This window comes from Nocardia sp. CA-084685, assembly GCF_050955785.1.
GTDB lineage: Bacteria > Actinomycetota > Actinomycetes > Mycobacteriales > Mycobacteriaceae > Nocardia.
Genome location: NZ_CP192094.1, coordinates 5,915,317 through 5,932,119, shown reverse-complemented (window position 1 = coordinate 5,932,119; position 16,803 = coordinate 5,915,317). Strand labels below are relative to the sequence as shown.

General features: G+C 65.9%; 13 protein-coding genes and 2 pseudogenes. 12 read left to right on the top strand and 3 right to left on the bottom strand.

Annotated features, from left to right (window positions below):
• The first annotated feature begins 410 nt into the window (after positions 1 to 410).
• The 7 genes and pseudogenes from mihF to ACQP2U_RS26340 form a co-directional block, all read left to right on the top strand.
• Positions 411 to 728 (top strand): integration host factor, actinobacterial type, encoded by a 318-nt coding sequence (mihF, locus tag ACQP2U_RS26370; protein ID WP_040692163.1) that lies wholly within the window; start codon positions 411 to 413, stop codon positions 726 to 728.
• A gap of 8 nt (positions 729 to 736) precedes the next feature.
• Positions 737 to 1,321, top strand: a complete 585-nt coding sequence (gene gmk / locus ACQP2U_RS26365) for a guanylate kinase (protein ID WP_364340211.1) — start codon at positions 737 to 739, stop codon at positions 1,319 to 1,321.
• A gap of 59 nt (positions 1,322 to 1,380) precedes the next feature.
• Positions 1,381 to 1,662: a DNA-directed RNA polymerase subunit omega gene (rpoZ, locus tag ACQP2U_RS26360; RefSeq protein ID WP_040692158.1), complete on the top strand. Its 282-nt coding sequence runs from the start codon at positions 1,381 to 1,383 to the stop codon at positions 1,660 to 1,662.
• A 25-nt stretch (positions 1,663 to 1,687) separates the two neighbouring features.
• Positions 1,688 to 2,911 carry a bifunctional phosphopantothenoylcysteine decarboxylase/phosphopantothenate--cysteine ligase CoaBC gene (gene coaBC, locus ACQP2U_RS26355; RefSeq protein ID WP_433709934.1) on the top strand — a complete coding sequence of 408 codons (1,224 nt, stop codon included), beginning with the start codon at positions 1,688 to 1,690 and terminating at the stop codon, positions 2,909 to 2,911.
• Positions 2,912 to 3,196: 285 nt separating this feature from the next.
• On the top strand, positions 3,197 to 4,411 hold the full coding sequence (gene metK / locus ACQP2U_RS26350; RefSeq protein ID WP_397028773.1) for a methionine adenosyltransferase: 1,215 nt from the start codon (positions 3,197 to 3,199) through the stop codon (positions 4,409 to 4,411).
• A gap of 296 nt (positions 4,412 to 4,707) precedes the next feature.
• Positions 4,708 to 7,533 carry a hypothetical protein gene (locus ACQP2U_RS26345; protein WP_433716589.1) on the top strand — a complete coding sequence of 942 codons (2,826 nt, stop codon included), beginning with the start codon at positions 4,708 to 4,710 and terminating at the stop codon, positions 7,531 to 7,533.
• 333 nt (positions 7,534 to 7,866) lie between these two features.
• Positions 7,867 to 7,923, top strand: a pseudogene (locus tag ACQP2U_RS26340) (hypothetical protein); the annotation flags it as partial.
• Positions 7,924 to 7,946: 23 nt separating this feature from the next.
• Here the strand turns inward: ACQP2U_RS26340 and ACQP2U_RS26335 are convergent.
• Complete coding sequence (locus ACQP2U_RS26335; RefSeq protein ID WP_433709933.1) at positions 7,947 to 8,792, bottom strand: NAD(P)H-binding protein; 846 nt, start codon at positions 8,790 to 8,792, stop codon at positions 7,947 to 7,949.
• A gap of 74 nt (positions 8,793 to 8,866) precedes the next feature.
• On the opposite strand from ACQP2U_RS26335, the gene ACQP2U_RS26330 reads away from it, so the two are divergent.
• The 5 genes and pseudogenes from ACQP2U_RS26330 to ACQP2U_RS26310 all read left to right on the top strand — a co-directional run.
• Positions 8,867 to 9,457, top strand: coding sequence for a TetR/AcrR family transcriptional regulator (locus ACQP2U_RS26330; RefSeq protein WP_433709932.1), 591 nt, complete (start codon positions 8,867 to 8,869; stop codon positions 9,455 to 9,457).
• Positions 9,458 to 9,693: 236 nt separating this feature from the next.
• Positions 9,694 to 10,338 carry a PadR family transcriptional regulator gene (locus ACQP2U_RS26325; RefSeq protein ID WP_433709931.1) on the top strand — a complete coding sequence of 215 codons (645 nt, stop codon included), beginning with the start codon at positions 9,694 to 9,696 and terminating at the stop codon, positions 10,336 to 10,338.
• A gap of 62 nt (positions 10,339 to 10,400) precedes the next feature.
• Positions 10,401 to 11,450, top strand: coding sequence for an esterase/lipase family protein (locus tag ACQP2U_RS26320; RefSeq protein WP_433709930.1), 1,050 nt, complete (start codon positions 10,401 to 10,403; stop codon positions 11,448 to 11,450).
• A gap of 85 nt (positions 11,451 to 11,535) precedes the next feature.
• Positions 11,536 to 12,225, top strand: a complete 690-nt coding sequence (locus ACQP2U_RS26315; RefSeq protein ID WP_433709929.1) for a TetR/AcrR family transcriptional regulator C-terminal domain-containing protein — start codon at positions 11,536 to 11,538, stop codon at positions 12,223 to 12,225.
• A gap of 82 nt (positions 12,226 to 12,307) precedes the next feature.
• Positions 12,308 to 13,240 (top strand): annotated as a pseudogene (locus ACQP2U_RS26310) (NAD(P)-dependent alcohol dehydrogenase); the annotation flags it as partial.
• 105 nt (positions 13,241 to 13,345) lie between these two features.
• Here ACQP2U_RS26310 and ACQP2U_RS26305 read toward each other — a convergent pair.
• Together ACQP2U_RS26305 and ACQP2U_RS26300 are read right to left on the bottom strand one after the other, a co-directional pair.
• Complete coding sequence (locus ACQP2U_RS26305) at positions 13,346 to 15,298, bottom strand: VWA domain-containing protein (RefSeq protein WP_433709928.1); 1,953 nt, start codon at positions 15,296 to 15,298, stop codon at positions 13,346 to 13,348.
• Positions 15,295 to 16,689, bottom strand: coding sequence for an ATP-binding protein (locus ACQP2U_RS26300; RefSeq protein WP_433709927.1), 1,395 nt, complete (start codon positions 16,687 to 16,689; stop codon positions 15,295 to 15,297). Before ACQP2U_RS26300 ends, ACQP2U_RS26305 begins: the two co-directional genes overlap by 4 nt.
• Positions 16,690 to 16,803: the final 114 nt, after the last annotated feature.

Genomic DNA, 16,803 nt, shown 5'->3' with positions numbered 1-16,803 from the left:
GGATTTTTGTGGCGAGCACACGGGCGTGGCATGTGCGGTAGCCCGAAATCGGTCATTTCCCGTGTCGACACGCGCAAGAACAACGCGACACGCGGAAAAATCCTAGAAAGTTCCAGGTCGGACACATGACCGGTTGCTGGTCCGACGCGGGATGTCACCGCAACCAGTCCGCTAACCCCGTTTCGGCATGAAAAGCCCCTGCTAGCGGGGTATTTCGCAATTCCGGCGGTAGGATCACCGCAGCGATCGACGCGCTGCGCGCATCCCGCCCGGCCCGCCCCTACGACATCGGCGAATCATGCGCTGACCTGGGGGGTGGGTTCGCAATCGAGCAACGTCGTGGGTACGGTCGCTGAGACTGCTGGGTTACCGGCAGGAGTTGATGCAATGAACGATGAGACGGAGGAACCGTGGCCCTTCCCCAGCTGACTGACGAGCAGCGCGCCGCTGCTTTGGAGAAGGCGGCTGCCGCTCGCCGTGCTCGGGCGGAGCTCAAGGAGCGCCTGAAGCGTGGCGGCACCGACCTGAAGCAGGTCCTCACAGACGCCGAATCCGACGAGATCCTCGGCAAGATGAAGGTGTCGGCGCTGCTGGAGGCCCTGCCCAAGGTGGGCAAGGTCAAGGCGGCGGAGATCATGAGCGAGCTGGAGATCGCCCCCACCCGGCGTCTGCGCGGACTGGGTGATCGGCAGCGCAAGGCGCTGCTCGCCCGATTCGACTTCGCCTGACCACCAAGGTGGTCGAACACACGCGGAAGGGTCGACTGGTAGTACTGGTCGGCCCCTCGGCCGTGGGCAAGTCGACCGTGGTCCGCTGCGTCCGCGAGCGGCTGCCCCAACTGGTCTTCAGCGTGTCGGCGACAACCCGGGCCCCCCGGCCCGGGGAGGTCGACGGCCGCGACTACCGGTTCGTGTCCCGGGAGGAGTTCGACGCCATGATCGCGGCGGGCGAACTCCTCGAGTGGGCAGATATCCACGGGGGCCTGCAGCGCTCGGGCACTCCGGCCGCACCGGTGCGTGACGCACTCGCCGCCGGCCTGCCGGTGCTCGTCGAGGTGGACCTCGAGGGCGCGCGGTCGGTACGCAAGGCCATGCCGGAGGGGCTGCTGGTATTTCTCGCCCCGCCGAGCTGGGACGAACTGGTTTCCCGGCTGACCTCGCGGGGCACCGAATCACCCGAGGTGATCGCCCGCAGGTTGGAGACCGCCAGGACGGAATTGGCGGCCTGTGACGAGTTCGACATCGTCATAGTGAACGACGAGGTGACCAGCGCCTGTGAGCAGTTGGTATCGTTGTTTGTTAGCACAAATTCGAGTTCGTGACCCGCACTCTCGGAAAAACGACCCAGCCCGAAGAACCGATCCCCGCAGGAGCCCTCTCAGTGAGCAGTACGGACATCAAGCCCGCGCCCGCATACGACACTCCGGTCGGCCTCACCAACCCCCCGATCGACGAGTTGCTCGAGCGCACCTCGTCCAAGTACGCGCTGGTGATCTACGCGGCCAAGCGGGCCCGTCAGATCAACGACTACTACAACCAGCTCGGCGACGGCATTCTCGAATACGTCGGTCCGCTGGTCGAGCCCGGCCTGCAGGAGAAGCCGCTGTCGGTCGCGATGCGTGAGATCCACTCCGACCTGCTCGAGCACTCCGAAGGCGAGTAACAACCACATCTAGGCCGGAGGCGTAGTGACCACACGGATCGTCGTCGGCGTCGGCGGGGGGATCGCCGCCTATAAGGCCTGTTCGATCGTGCGCCGGTTCACTGAGACCGGGCACCAGGTACGGGTGATCCCCACCGAGTCGGCGCTGCAGTTCGTCGGCAAGGCAACCTTCGAGGCACTGTCCGGGAACCCAGTGCACACCGATGTGTTCACCGATGTGCCCGAGGTGCCGCATGTGCGGTTGGGTCAGGAGGCGGACCTTGTCGTCATCGCCCCGGCGACCGCCGATTTGATGGCGCGTGCCGCACAGGGGCGCGCCGACGATCTACTCACCGCCACGTTGCTGACGGCCCGATGTCCGGTGTTGTTCGCGCCCGCGATGCATACCGAGATGTGGGAGCATCCGGCCACCGTCGCCAATGTCGCGACACTGCGCGCGCACGGTGCGATCGTCATGGAACCCGCATCGGGCCGGTTGACCGGTACCGATACCGGTCCAGGACGGTTACCCGAGCCGGAGGAGATCTTCGGTCTGGCAACGCTGCTGTTGGAACGCGCCGATGCCATTCCGCGTGATCTGGTGGGCCGTCGCGTGGTGATCACCGCGGGCGGTACCAGGGAACCGCTGGATCCGGTGCGTTTCCTCGGCAATCGTAGCTCCGGCAAGCAGGGCTACGCATTGGCCAGGGTCGCCGCACAGCGCGGCGCCCATGTCACGTTGATCGCGGGCAATACGATCGAGATGGCCGCGCCCGCCGCCGTCGACCTCGTACACATCACCACCGCCGAACAGCTCAAGACCGCCGTTGAGAAGCATGCGCTCGGGGCGGATGCGGTGATCATGGCCGCGGCCGTCGCCGACTTCCGGCCGACCACCGTGGCCGCGGCCAAGATCAAGAAGGGCGCACACGAGCCCGATGTGATCCCGCTGACCAAAACCGACGATATTCTCGCCGGACTGGTTCAGACGCGTCGCGACGGTCAGCTACCCGGAACCGCCATCGTCGGCTTCGCCGCCGAAACCGGTGACGAACACGGCGATGTGCTCACACATGCGCGGGCCAAACTGGCGCGCAAGGGCTGTGATCTGCTGGTCGTCAACGCGGTCGGTGAGGGCAAGGCGTTCGAGGTCGACACCAACGACGGCTGGCTGCTCGGTGCCGACGGCACCGAACAGGCGCTCGACCACGGATCGAAGGCATTGCTCGCGAGCCGGGTGCTGGATGCACTCGGTCCGCTGCTGCACTGAGACCCATTGCCGCGCTTGGTTTGCTGGGCATTGAGAGTGTCCGGTGGATACGCCGCCGAGTGATGGTTAGGCTGTTGTCGACCGCAACCCGGACTGGTCGATGTGTTGGAGGCTGGAGCCCCGGCCCGATATGTCGACGGATTTCAATAGTCTGAGACAGTTGCCTGTCGTCAAACCCGTCGCGTCGGTGGTTTGGAATAGTCTGAATGAAGGGTTGTGCGGTGGCCACATCGCGTTACCGTCGCAATCCGATATGAGTAACCCGTTGAGGGAGAGGGAAGAACTGTGCCCACGTCCGGCAGCCGCCTTTTCACCAGTGAGTCCGTGACCGAAGGTCATCCGGACAAGATCTGTGACGCCATCAGCGATTCCATCCTCGACGCACTGCTCGCGGCGGATCCGCGCAGCCGGGTCGCGGTGGAAACTCTCGTTACCACCGGCCAAGTCCACGTCGCGGGTGAGGTCACTACATCGGCTTATGCGGATATTCCGAAAATCGTCCGCGAAAAGGTTCTGGAAATCGGATACGACTCGTCGGCAAAGGGATTCGACGGAAATTCCTGCGGTGTGAATATTGCGATCGGCGCGCAGTCGCCGGATATCGCACAGGGCGTCGATACCTCGCACGAGGCGCGCACCGCCGGATCGGATGACGAGATCGAGCGCCAGGGCGCGGGCGACCAAGGCCTGATGTTCGGCTACGCCAATACCGATACTCCCGAGCTGATGCCGTTGCCGATCGCACTCGCACACCGGCTTTCGCGTCGGCTGACCGAGGTCCGCAAGTCGGGTGTGCTGCCATACCTGCGTCCGGATGGCAAGACCCAGGTGACCATCGAGTACGACGGGAATCGCCCCGTTCGCCTCGACACGGTCGTCATCTCCACCCAGCATGCCGCCGATATCGACCTGGACAACCTGCTGGCACCCGATATCCGCGAGAAGGTCGTCGACGTCGTGCTGGCCGATCTCGATCTGCCCGCGCCGCTGGATGTCTCCGATATTCGCCTGCTGGTCAACCCCACCGGCAAGTTCGTCCTCGGTGGTCCGATGGGCGATGCGGGCCTGACCGGTCGCAAGATCATCGTCGACACCTATGGCGGGATGGCGCGCCACGGTGGTGGCGCATTCTCCGGTAAGGATCCGTCGAAGGTGGACCGTTCGGCCGCCTACGCCATGCGCTGGGTCGCCAAGAATGTGGTCGCGGCCGGTCTTGCGGACCGGGTCGAGGTCCAGGTCGCCTACGCCATCGGCAAGGCCGCACCGGTCGGCCTGTTCGTCGAAACCTTCGGCACCGAGAAGGTCGATCCGTCGCGCATCGCCACGGCTATCACCGAGGTCTTCGATCTGCGCCCCGGCGCGATCATCCGCGACCTCGACCTGCTGCGCCCGATCTACGCGCCGACCGCCGCGTACGGCCACTTCGGCCGCACCGATGTCGACCTGCCCTGGGAGCACACCGACCGTGCGGACAAACTGCGTGCGGCCGTAGGCCTGTAGGAGCGGCTGAGAAGGATATGTCGACCTGTCTTGGGAGGCCCTGCCTGATGCGTGCGGACAAACTGCGTGTGGCCGTGGGCGTGTAGGAGCGGCTGAGAAGGATATGTCGACCTGTCTTGGGAGGCCCTGCCTGATGCGTGCGGACAAACTGCGTGTGGCCGTGGGCGTGTAGGAGCGGCTGAGATGGATACGTCGACCTGTCTTGGGAGGCCCTGCCTGATGCGCGCGGCCGTAGGCCTGTAGTTAAACGGGGCCGCGTGCACCAATCCACAGCGGATCTCACCGCCACGGCTCCGATGGAAGCCGGAGCCGCGACGACGCACGATTCGACAGCAGCGGGACACCCGATCGCACGGGTGCTCCCGCTGCTGTCGCCTGCTCACCTGGACCGCGACTTCGACTATCTGGTGCCGCCGGAATTGGACGAAATCGCCCAACCCGGTGTCCGAGTCCGCGTCCGCTTCGCGGGGCGACTCGTCGACGGGTACCTGCTGGCCCGTCTGTCCCAGAGCGACCACACCGGCAAACTGGTCAAACTCGAACGCGTGGTCTCGGCCGAACGCGTTCTGACCCCGGAAATCCTGCGCCTTGCCACCGCCGTAGCCGCCCGCTACGCAGGCACCCGTGCTGACGTCCTACGCCTCGCGATTCCGCCGCGCCACGCGCGCACCGAGAACGGCGGCTCGAAGAAGGTGGTCGAACCCGAAGAGCCGCAGCAGGATTCGGCCGACTCAACTGACGACGGCCCCGAGAGGTCTATTAGTCGAGCGACACGGACGCCGATTCCTTCGCGCGGGCCGGCTCGCGCATCCGGAACCTTGCGCGCGTCGCTCGATCGTCGACTTGCCGACGATTCCGCAGTCGAACCGCCCGCGGCCGCATCGTCGTCGCAGAGTTCGTCGTCGCAGGATCCGGTGCCGGTAGGCGACTCGGCGGCGTCGCAAGCCGAGACCGTCCGGCCCGCCGAAACTCTGAATGCCGCAGCGGCCGTGGTGGATTCCAGCGACCCGCAGTCGGTGGGTGATGCTGCTACAGCGGACGAATCTGGCGAATCCGCTGCCTCCGTTGATGTGATCGCAGAGCTCGATTATTCCGCCGATGCGCGTACGGCACGGGGCGAGGCGGTCGATGTAGCACAGGTTCGATCCTCTACTGGTTCGGTGCCCGCGCGGTCGGCAGACAGTGTGGCTGGGGCGCCGGTGTCGGATCCGATCGAATTGATGGCGGATTCTGGTGCTGTGGCGTCGGTAGGGCCGGCGGGTGCAGGTTCTGCCGATGCTGGCAACGCAAGAGATGCGGAGGCGGCGGGGGCTGGGGCGGAGGCGCTGTCGGATTCGATCGAATTGATGGCGGATTCTGGCGCTGTGGCGTCAGCAGGGCAGGCTGGTGCTGGTCCTGGCGCTGCCGGAGCAGGGGCGGCTGCGCCGGAGGGTTTGCGCGTTGTCGATGCCGCCGAAGCGGCGAATACTGCTGCGGCGCCGGCTGATTCGAGCGGCAGGGAGCTGCCGGACGGGGTGGATCTGCAGATTTGGGAGCGATACATTCATGGGGCAGCGTTTGTATCAGCGCTGGGGCAGGGGAAAGGGGTGCGGGCGGGGTGGCAGGCGGTACCGGGAGAGGATTGGGCGCGGCGGTTGGCGGAGTTGGCGGCGGTCGTCGTCGGTCGGGGGCGCAGTGCGATTCTGATGGTGCCGGATCAGCGGGATCTGGATCGGGTATTGGCCGAATGTGTTCGGCTGGTGGGCGATTCGGCGGTCGGATTGGCGGCGGGGTTGGGACCGGCGGCGCGGTATCGGCGGTGGTTGGCGGCATTGCGGGGAACTGCGCGAGTGATTGTCGGGACGCGCAGTGCGGTGTTCACGCCCGCGGCCGACCTCGGGCTGATCGCGATCTGGGATGACGGGGACGACACCTATGCCGAGCCGCGCGCGCCGTATCCGCATGCGCGCGAGGTCGCGATGCTGCGGGCACACGAGACCGGTGCGGCCTTCGTAGCTGCCGGATTCGCCCGGACGGCGGAGATCCAAGCGGTGGTCGATTCGGGGTGGGCCCACGATCTGGTCGCCGATCGTGCCGTGGTGCGTAAATTTTCGCCGCGTATCAGTGCGCCGGGCGACTCGGATATCGCGATGGAGCGAGACCCGGTCGCGCGGGCGGTCCGCATTCCTGCCGTTGGTTACGCTGCCGCGCGATCCGCACTCGCGGAAGGGGCGGCGGTCCTGGTGCAGGTACCGCGGCGCGGCTACATTCCGGCGCTGGCCTGCGCGAAATGCCGCACGCCCGCACGATGTCGGCACTGCAACGGCCCGCTCGCCCTGCCGGATGGGCGAGCCGGGCATCGCAGCGAGACGGCGCATAGTCCCGCGTGCCGCTGGTGCGGAATCACCGAGGCCGCATACCGCTGTCCGGTGTGCGCGTCCCGGGCGCTGCGCGCGGTGCTGATCGGCGCGGTTCGCACCGCTGAGGAGCTCGGTCGGGCTTTTCCCGGTGTGCCGATTCGTGGGTCCAGCGGCGGCGCGATACTCGACACGGTGGAACCGGGCCCGCAGGTAATTGTCGCGACTGTCGGTGCGGAGCCGGTGCTGCCCGGCGGCTATGGCGTCGCGCTGCTGCTCGACGGTTGGGCGCTACTGAGTCGCGCGGACCTGCGCGCCGCCGAGGATACGCTGCGCCGCTGGATGTCGGCCGCCACCCTGGTGCGCAATCACGGTCAGGTCATCGTCATGGCCGAACCCTCGCTGCCCACCGTCCAGGCGTTGCTGCGCTGGGACCCACTCGGCCACGCCCGCGCCGAGGTGGCCAGCCGCGCCGAAGTCGGCTTCCCGCCCGCCGTGCGGATGGCCGCGATCGACGGGACTTCCGATTCCGTCGCCGAATTGCTCTCCGCCGCAAAGCTTCCCGACAATGTCGACCTACTCGGCCCGGTGCCACTCCCGCCCGGCGCGCGCAAACCCTTCGACAGTGGCGATACCCCGGCCGAAGTCGAACGCATGCTCCTGCGCGTGAACCGCAGCTCCGGCGCTGCCTTAGCTCGCGCCCTCACCGCTGCCCAGGCCGTCCGCAGCACTCACCGCTCCGACGCCCCTCTCCGAGTCCAAATCGACCCGGTCGACATCGGCTGAGACCCGAACCGCAGCCCGGCGCGCACCGTCGCCTACGACCACTTCCAACTTGCCCGGAACAGGCGCGAGCAGCACATATCGTGCGTAGCCAGCGGCGCCGTTTTCGCGAGGTTGCGGACATGGTCCCAACAGATCGAAAGAGACTGCCCCCGTCCACTTCGTGCTACAGATCCGAGTGCCCCCGATATCGAACGGCTCCGGGGCGAGCAGAACGATCCGTATCGCGCGGAGTCCCCGGCCGGATCGATGGGCACCCAGAGACCAAGCGGAAATCGATACGCCGATGCGCTTCAATAGGCGAGCAATGGCGGACAACAAGCCTTCGTCGATGATCTCGACGAGTCGCTGCTCGCCCTCGGCGTCGATGTGCGAGATCGCCAGGGCGAGCAGCAAATGCGCAACGGTGGCCAGTGTCAGCCGAAGATGGCGCGATTGCGTTGCGCCCATTCGGCATACGAGGTCGCGCGCCGCCCGAGTACCCGTTCGACATCGGTGCTGACCTGCTGCTCGGCGGGCGTCGGTGTGCCGAGGATATCGAGCGTGCCATCCGCGACATCGTCCGGCATGAATCGCAACATGCCGGAACGCGCCTGCTCGCGGGTCAATTCGACGAACCGCAGCGGGGTTCCCAACGCGGCTTCGACGACACGCGCCTGCTGACGCGGACTGATCGCGGCGGGACCGGTCAGTTCGTAGGTGCGTCCGGAATGTCCGTCCGTGCGCAATACGGTCGCCGCGACTTCGGCGATATCGCCGGGATCGATCGCGGGCAGCGCGACATCAGCGAAGGGTGCGGCAATCAATTGCTCGGCCCGGATCGACTCGATCCACGCGTAGGTGTTGGAGAAGAATCCGGTGGGCCGCAGAATCGTCCAGTCCACCTCCGATCGCTGCAGCGCGGACTCGAACGCATGCAGTCGCGCATGTGAGGCGAGTCCCGGCCGCGTACCCGTCGCCTGCGACGAGAGCAGCACCATCTTCTTGACTCCGCCCGCCGCGGCGACCTCGATGAACCGCACCGGATCGGGTCCGGTCACCAGTTGAGGTCCGGTCAGCAGCAGGAAAAGGGCCTCCGCGTTTTCGACTGCGGGGGAGAGGCTTTCGGGATCCGCCAGATCAGCCCGCCGATGCCGAACGCCGTCGGGCACCGCGATGTCCTGAGTCCCACGGGATACGGCGGTCACCTGCTCGCCGGCGGCGGCAAGGTGCTGGACGAGGGTTCGTCCGATATTGCCGGTCGCTCCGGTCACTACGATCACGTTCACTCCTGAGTTAGTTAACTGACTAAATCGACCGTAGCCGATGTAGCGCAAGCTTGTCTATAGTTAGTTGTATGACTAACTCGGTCGAAGGTCGGCGCATGACGCCCAAGGCGGGCAAGCGGGAACGTCTCGCCGCCGCGGCCGCCCAGGTGTTCCACGAGCAAGGTGTCGAGAAGACGACCATCGCCGATATCGCGCGGGCCGCCGAGGTTCCGCTCGGCAATGTGTACTACTACTTCAAGACCAAGGATCAGCTGGTGGAGGCCGCACTCGGCGCACATGCGCGGACGCTGCAGGAGTTGATCAGCGCGCTGGAGTGCTACGACGAGCCGCAAGACCGGCTGAAGGCGCTGGTTCGCGGCTGGGTCGACCAACGAGACAGTGCCGCGCAATTCGGTTGCCCCACCGGAACTCTGGCCTCGGAGCTGGGCAAACGTGGCGACGGGCTGGAGCTGGCGTCGGCGGCGAGTATTCGCAGGCTGCTCGAGTGGATCGAGCAACAGTTCATCGCGATGGGTCGCGCGGATGCGAGGGAGCTCGCCGTTGCGCTGTTCGCCGCCTATCAGGGGATCTCGTTGCTGACCAATACTTTCCGCGACCCTCAACTCATGGTGACCGAGGGGCTTCGGCTCGAGCGCTGGATCGATTCGCTTGCGTCCTAACCGCTGCGGTTGCCAGCCGCAGGTGCCGACCGGCATTCGGCAGTTCGTTGGCAACTTGCTCAACCGGCGCATTCCGTGCATGTGACAAGTCCCTACACGGCTTGGTCGACGAAGTGTGGCCGTTCCTCATATCGGAGCACCCGGTCGGTTCGTGTCGCCTATCACTCTTGCGTGCGATGCATTGCCGATATATCGTCGATAATGTGAGATATACACGAGAGCCCAAGGAGGCTGACATGGAAAACATCGAATACGGAGAATTCAGAGGTCGGGGTCGCTGGCGCAAGCCGGGGCACGACGAGGGTGACGCCGGTCGTCGCCAGCATCGCCGCGGTGGGCGGCACGGTTTCGGACCCGAGTTCGGACCGGGTTTCGGTCCTGGTTTCGGGCCGGGCTTCGGACGTGGGCGCGGTCGCGGCGGTCGGGGCAGGCGCGGCGACGTACGTGCCGCGGTGTTGTTGCTGCTCACCGAGCGTCCGATGCACGGCTACGAGCTGATTCAGCAGATCAGGGAGCGCAGCGATGATGTCTGGCGCCCGAGTCCGGGATCCATCTACCCGGCGCTCGCGCAGCTCGAGGATGAGGGGCTGGTGCTCATCGAGAAGGTCGCCGGTCGCAAGACCGCCAAGCTCACCGATGCGGGCGAGACCTATGCCGCCGAGCATCGCGACGAACTCGGCGATCCGTGGGCTGATGTCAAAGAGGATGTCGGCACCCAGGCAATGGATCTGCGCGCGCTCATCGGACAGCTGATGGGTGCGGCTGCTCAGGTCGCGGCGGCGGGTACTGCGCAGCAAGCGACTCGGGCCGCGGAGGTGCTGACCGAGGCGCGCAAGTCGCTATACCGCATTCTCGCCGAGGACGACGCCCCCGAAAAGTGATGGCAATGTGAAATATCGCCTGAGCGTGCACTTTTCGAGCCGATCGGGTACATCATTGTGATATGGAACAGCCAAGTTGGTCGTGGGGTTGGGGAGTATCACAGTTCAGGCGTGCGGTGTCTGCCGGTGTCTTGGCCGGAGCCGTCTTCATCGGCTTCGGCGCGGCACCCATAGCGGGTGCCGAACCAGCTGATCCCGCGCCGGTGAGTGCGCCGATCGCCGGATATCGCCCGCCGGATGTACCCACCCAGACCGGCCCGTTCCAATCGGACCATCTGGCAGCCGCGGTGTATCAGAAGGCGCACAAGAACATTGCCCCGGCCGGTACCAACGACTTCGATTGCAAGCCGACGCGCGAGCATCCCCGCCCGGTCGTCCTCGCACACGGCACCGATTCCTCGGCCTACTCCGACTGGGCGGCCATCGGTCCGCAGATTTCGGCGCTCGGCTTCTGTGTCTTCGCACTCAATTACGGCGGTGCACCCGGCAAAGACACCTGGGGCACCGAGGACATGTGGGTCAGCGCCTACCAGTTCGGCGCATTCGTCGACCAGGTACTGGCCGCTACCAATGCCACCCAGGTCGACATCGTGGGATTTTCCCAGGGCGCCAACGTCACTCGCTACTACGTGAACAAGCTCGGCGGCGCGCCGAAAGTCGGTCAGTGGATCGGCCTCGCATCGCCGAGCTACGGCGGGGTGATGTACGGACTGGTGCCGATGGCACAGTCGATTCCGGGTGTGCTGCAGGCATTCGCGCAGGTCACCTCGCTCGCCGCGGTGCAGCAGGTGCAGGGGTCGTCGCTGATGGTCGAACTCAATGCGGGCGGTGACACCGTGCCCGGCCCGCACTACGTGACCATCGGCAGCCGTGTCGACGAGATGATTCAGCCGTTCAGCAATATCGCCCTGCATGGCCCGAACGCGGAAAATATCGCACTGCAGGACGAGTGTCCGGTCGACCAGACGGGGCACTTCCACATGGTCTACGACCCATTCGTGCAGGAACTGCTGCTGCGGACGCTGGACCCGGTCCACGCACCCGCTCCCACGTGTCGGGAGGTGCCGCTCGGCACTGGCATCCCCGAGGTCATCATCGCCGGACATTCCTGAATCCTGGCGACCGGGCGGAGGCATCGATCCTTCGCCCGGTTTTTGCTGTCCGTACCGCACTTACGCCGTATGGGAGGATTCGTAGATGCCCGCCGAAGTCGAGTCTCGAATCCCGTTGAGCCGGATGCGAGTACTTTCCGCGGCGATCGGCATTGCCGACGAGAGTGGTATCGAAGCGCTGACGATGCGTCGGTTGGCAGAACTGCTCGGGGTCGAGGCGATGTCGCTGTATCACCACGTGGCCAATAAGGAAGACGTGATCGACGGCATGGTCGATGTCATTGTGGGGGAGATCAACCAGGCCGTTTCCGACATCGATGCGCCCGCTGCCGCTGCCGCCTGGAAGCAAGCCGTGCGGCAGCGGATTCTGTCGGCGCGCGAGGTGCTGCTCAGACATCCGTGGGCGCCTGGTGTGTTTCAGACGCGGACCAATACCAGCCAGGCCGTGCTGCGCTACTACGACGGCCTGCTCGGGCTGATGCGCGCGGGCGGTTTCTCCTACGACCAGACTCACCATGCGATGCATGTGCTCGGTAGTCGGGCACTGGGTTTCACCCAAGAGTTGTTCGATCCCAGCGACGGAGCCGTCGATGCGGAAGCAGTTGCCGCGCTCGACACAATGGCCGAGGCGCTCCCGAATCTGGTCGGGATGCTGCGCGAGGTCGCCCACGACGATCCGGACTCGACGCTCGGTTGGTGTGATGACCAGTTCGAATTCGAATTCGCGCTCGATCTGATTCTCGACGGTCTCGACCGTTTGCGTGAGGCTGCTTGATCCGCAATGACTTGGGTCGGCGTGACTCGGCGCGGCCATTGACTAGCCTTACGACGTAAGTTTACCTTACGTCGTGAGGCTCATGAGCGCGGGCTGCGTCTCGGTGCCGAGATCTGAGGAGAACACGATGAAGGCCTATGTCCTTCGTGCATTCGGGCCACCGGAGCAGCTGACTCTCACTGATATCGATCGGCCGGTACCCGCCGACGACGAGGTATTGGTTCGCGTGCGGGCAACCTCGGTACAGCCCTATGACTGGCATTTCCTGCGCGGAGAGCCATATATCGCGCGGTTGATGGGTGGGGGCGTCGGATTGCGTAAGCCGTCCATCGCCATCCTCGGCGCCGACGTGGCGGGCGTGGTCGAAGGCATCGGCAAGGCGGTGACCGGATTCCGGCCCGGCGATGAGGTATTCGCGATGCTCAGAGGCGGTGGCTTCGCCGAGTACGTATGTGTCAGGGCAAGCGACTTGGCGCCGAAGCCGAAGAATCTGTCGTTCGAGCAGGCGGCCGCGGTACCGCTGGCGGCAATTACCGCGTTGGTGGCACTGCGTGACGAGGGACGGATCGAAGCTGGGCAGCGGGTATTGATCAATGGCGCCTCTGGAGGCGTCGGCACGTTCGCCGTGCAACTCGCGCATGCGTTCGGCGCGGTCGTCACCGGTGTTTGCGGCACGCGGAACATCGCGCTGGTCCGCTCGCTCGGCGCGGATGCGGTGATCGACTACACCGCAGCGGATTTCACGCGCAATGGGCAGCGTTACGACCTGCTGGTGGATATCGCGGGAAGCCGCTCGATGTCGGCATGCCGCCGCGTGCTGACTGCCCAGGGCACTTATGTCGCGGTTGGCGGCCCGGCGGGTCGTTGGCTGCAACCTGCCGGACGGATGTTCGCGGCCTTGGCGCTCGGGCCGTTCATCTCGCAGCGAGTGGCATGGGCGGAGGTGACCCGATGCACTCGCAACAGGGAAAATCTCGTGGCGCTTACCGAGCTCATCGAGGACGGAAAGATCACCCCGGTCATCGACCGGACCTATCCGTTCATCGAAATACCCGCGGCCGTGCGATACCAGAGCAAGGCCATGCCGCGGGAAAGGTGGTCGTGGTCGGCGACTAGCGGATCAACGGCGCCTGCCGTGCAGGTAGTCGCTGACCACTGCGGCACCGAGTCCGTCCAGATCCGGCGCCACCACCCGCCCGCCGCTGCGCCGTGCGACCACATCGACGAATGCGGCCAGGCTCGGGTCCTCGCCGAGCATGAAGACGGTAACCGATGCGCCGAGTTTGGCCAGGGCATCGACCTGGGCCATCGTCACGGCCAGCGTGCGCGGTGCGGTCGGCCAGTTGAAGTAGGCCGCGCCGTTCGGCTCCAGGTGCGCGGTCGGCTCCCCGTCGGTCACCACGAGCACGACGGGCACCGCGTCCGGATGTCTGCGCAGATGGCGTGCGGCCAGCAGCAGTGCGTGGTGCAGGTTGGTGCCTTGTTCCCAAACGCCTTCCAGCGCGGTCAGTTCGCCGATATCGACGGTGGTGGCGTGCCGACCGAAGGTGATCAGACTCAGTGCGTCGGAGCGGAATCGGGTACTGATCAACTGATGCACCGCGAGGGCGGTGCGCTTCATCGGCAGCCACCGGCCTTCCTGCACCATCGACCACGAGGTGTCGACGCAGAGTGCGACCGCAGCCCGCGAGCGCTGCTCGGTTTCCATGATCTCGACATCGGATACATCGAGCCCGACGCTGCGACTGCCCACCGACATCGAACGCAATACCGCATTGCGCACGGTCTTCGGTACGTCCCACGGTTCGGTATCGCCGAACTGCCAGGCCCGGGTAGCGCCCGTCGGCTCGCCCGCCGCACCGGCCAACCGGGTGTCCCGCTCGCCGCGCCGAGACCGCAACTGCCCGATGACATCGCGCAGCGCGGTCTCGCCGAGCCGTCGTAAAGCCTTGGGCGTCAACCGCAATGACCCGTCCGGTGCCCGTTCGAATACGCCCTGTCTGCGCAGTTCGCGTTCCAGTTCGGCCAGTCGCGCGGCATCCACACTGGCATCGTCGCCGAGTTGGCGGGCCAGGGCGTCCAGATCGATATCCTCGAGACTGGCACCCGGATACGACTGGCTGAGCTGCTCGGCGAGCGCATCCAGTTCGGCGAGATCCTGCAGCGCTTGGGTGCCCGCACCGAGGCCCAACGGGTCGTTGCCGCGAAACCGTTGGCCGGAGTCCCAGTCCTCGCCAGGCCGCAGTTCCCGGAGGGCGGCGTCGAGGGCGGTGACCTGCTGGGCAATGCGCGGATCGCCGAATGCCTGCCCGATCAGTTCGGCCAGTTCGGCTTGCTGCTCGGCCGACATCGAGTTCAGCATGCGCTGTGCGGCGGCGGACCTGGCGGCGAGCGCATCGATCAGCTCATCGATATTGCGCGGATTCTCTGGGAAGAATTCGCCGTGTTCGGCCATGAATTCGGCGAATTGCTGTTCGGTGTCCTCGCCGCGTGCATGCGCGGCGAGCAGGTCGTTCAGATCGGACAGCATCCGTCCGACGCGCTCGACGTCCTCGGGTGTGGTGTTCTCCAGCGCCTGTTTCATGCCCTGGAACCGGGATTCGAGCAGTTCCTGACCGAGCAGGTCACGGATCTTCTGGTAGTTCGCCCTGCCGGTTTCGGATCGCCACTGGTATTCGGCCAGCTCGTTGACCGCGGCCGCGGTGCTCGGCGGCAATGCGTCCAGCTGTGCTTCGGCGAATCTGGCGTCGTCGGAGGGATCCGGGAACAATTCGCGGCGTTCCGCTTTCAGAGCCTGCTCGAGCAGTTCACGGACCTGTTGCAGGGTGCCGTCGAGCCGGTGTCGTCGACTGATCTCCGCGCGGCGCTGCCACACCTGCCGGGTGAGCTCATCGAGCCCCCGCATTTCCCGCATACCGCGGCGCAGCAGCTCCTCCAATGCGGTGCGGGGCGAACTGCCCTCCATCACGTCGCGCCCGATCTGGTCCAGCGCTTCGCGCAGATCCAGCGGGGGCGCGAGCGGATCGGGCCCATCGTGATACGGCCCGTAGGCGTAACGGTCCGGGGCGGTCACGAGCCGTACACCGCGACGCCGTCGTCGGAATCCTTGGCGATCTGGCGAGCCAAGTAGAGGGCTTCCAGCGCGAATTCGACCGCCGATGCAATCCGAGCAGGCGGTTCGTCCGCGCCGACCCCGAGCCGACGCGCGACCTCGTGCAGGACCGGCAGTTCCGGCAACGCGGACAGCACATCCTTGCCCGGTACGCGTTCGCCGGTGGTGACCAGATGACCGTCGCCGACCGCCTCCGCCAACGGCCGCAGATTCAGCCCACCCAGCAGTGCACTCCCGGCCTCGGCGAATGAACGCCGCATCAGGTGTGTGAGGTGCTCCTGCTCGCGTCCTTCCTCACCGGACTCGAATTCCAGTTTGCCGCGCAATACCGCGGGTACGGATTCCAGGTCGACAGGCCGTGCGACGGCGGGGTGTTCGCCGGTCAGCGCCGACCTGCGCAGTGCGGCAGCGGCCACCGTTTCCGCGGCGGCGACCGCGAATCGAGCGGACACACCGGAGCGCTGGTCGATCGCGGACGATTCGCGCAGATGCCGTACGAACCGGGCGAGTACCTCTATCAGCGGGTCGCCGACCTCGGCGACTAGTTCGGCCTCCTGCCGGACCAGCGCCACCTCGGCCGACACGCTCAGCGGATAGTGGGTGCGGATCTCCGCGCCGAACCGGTCCTTCAGCGGGGTGATGATACGGCCGCGGTTGGTGTAGTCCTCGGGGTTGGCGGTGGCGACGAGCAGCACGTCCAGCGGTAGTCGCAGCGTGTAACCGCGGACCTGGATATCGCGCTCCTCCATCACATTGAGCAGCGCGACCTGAATGCGTTCGGCGAGATCGGGCAGTTCGTTGATAGCGACAATGCCGCGGTGGGCGCGCGGCACGAGTCCGAAGTGGATGGTCTCGGGGTCCCCCAGGCTGCGCCCCTCGGCCACCTTGACCGGGTCGACATCGCCGATGAGGTCACCGACGGAGGTATCCGGCGTGGCGAGTTTCTCCGCATAGCGCTCGGCGCGATGCCGCCAGGTGACCGGCAGGTCATCGCCCAATTCCTCGGCCAGTCGGCGACCGGCCGGGCTGATCGGCGCGAGCGGATGCTCGCCCAGTTCGGTACCCGCGATGACCGGGGTCCACTCGTCGAGCAGGCCGATCATGGTGCGCAGCAGCCGGGTCTTGCCTTGGCCGCGCTCACCGAGCAGGACGACATCGTGGCCGGCCAGCAGCGCACGTTCCAGCTGCGGCAGGACGGTTCGATCGAAGCCGACGATGCCCGGCCACGGATCGTCGCCGGAACCCAACCGGGACAACAGGTTCTCGCGAATCTCGGACTTCACGCTGCGCGGCAGATGGCCGCCAGCGCGCAACTCGCCGACCGTGGTCGGCAGGTGCTCAGGAACAATCACCCCATCGACGCTACGTCGGTTCGGCGATGTGGTCGACGTTCAGCCGCGCTCGAAACACGCCGGAAATAACCTTGACAGGCACCGGCCGTCGGTGCTGTTTCCATGATCGGCCTA

Excerpts from the sequence above, each read along its gene's own strand:
- ACQP2U_RS26345 (WP_433716589.1), top strand. The coding sequence starts at position 4,708 with ATGGAAGCCGGAGCCGCGACGACGCACGATTCGACAGCAGCGGGACAC.
- ACQP2U_RS26330 (WP_433709932.1), top strand. The coding sequence starts at position 8,867 with ATGACTAACTCGGTCGAAGGTCGGCGCATGACGCCCAAGGCGGGCAAG.
- ACQP2U_RS26325 (WP_433709931.1), top strand. The coding sequence starts at position 9,694 with ATGGAAAACATCGAATACGGAGAATTCAGAGGTCGGGGTCGCTGGCGC.
- ACQP2U_RS26320 (WP_433709930.1), top strand. The coding sequence starts at position 10,401 with ATGGAACAGCCAAGTTGGTCGTGGGGTTGGGGAGTATCACAGTTCAGG.
- ACQP2U_RS26315 (WP_433709929.1), top strand. The coding sequence starts at position 11,536 with ATGCCCGCCGAAGTCGAGTCTCGAATCCCGTTGAGCCGGATGCGAGTA.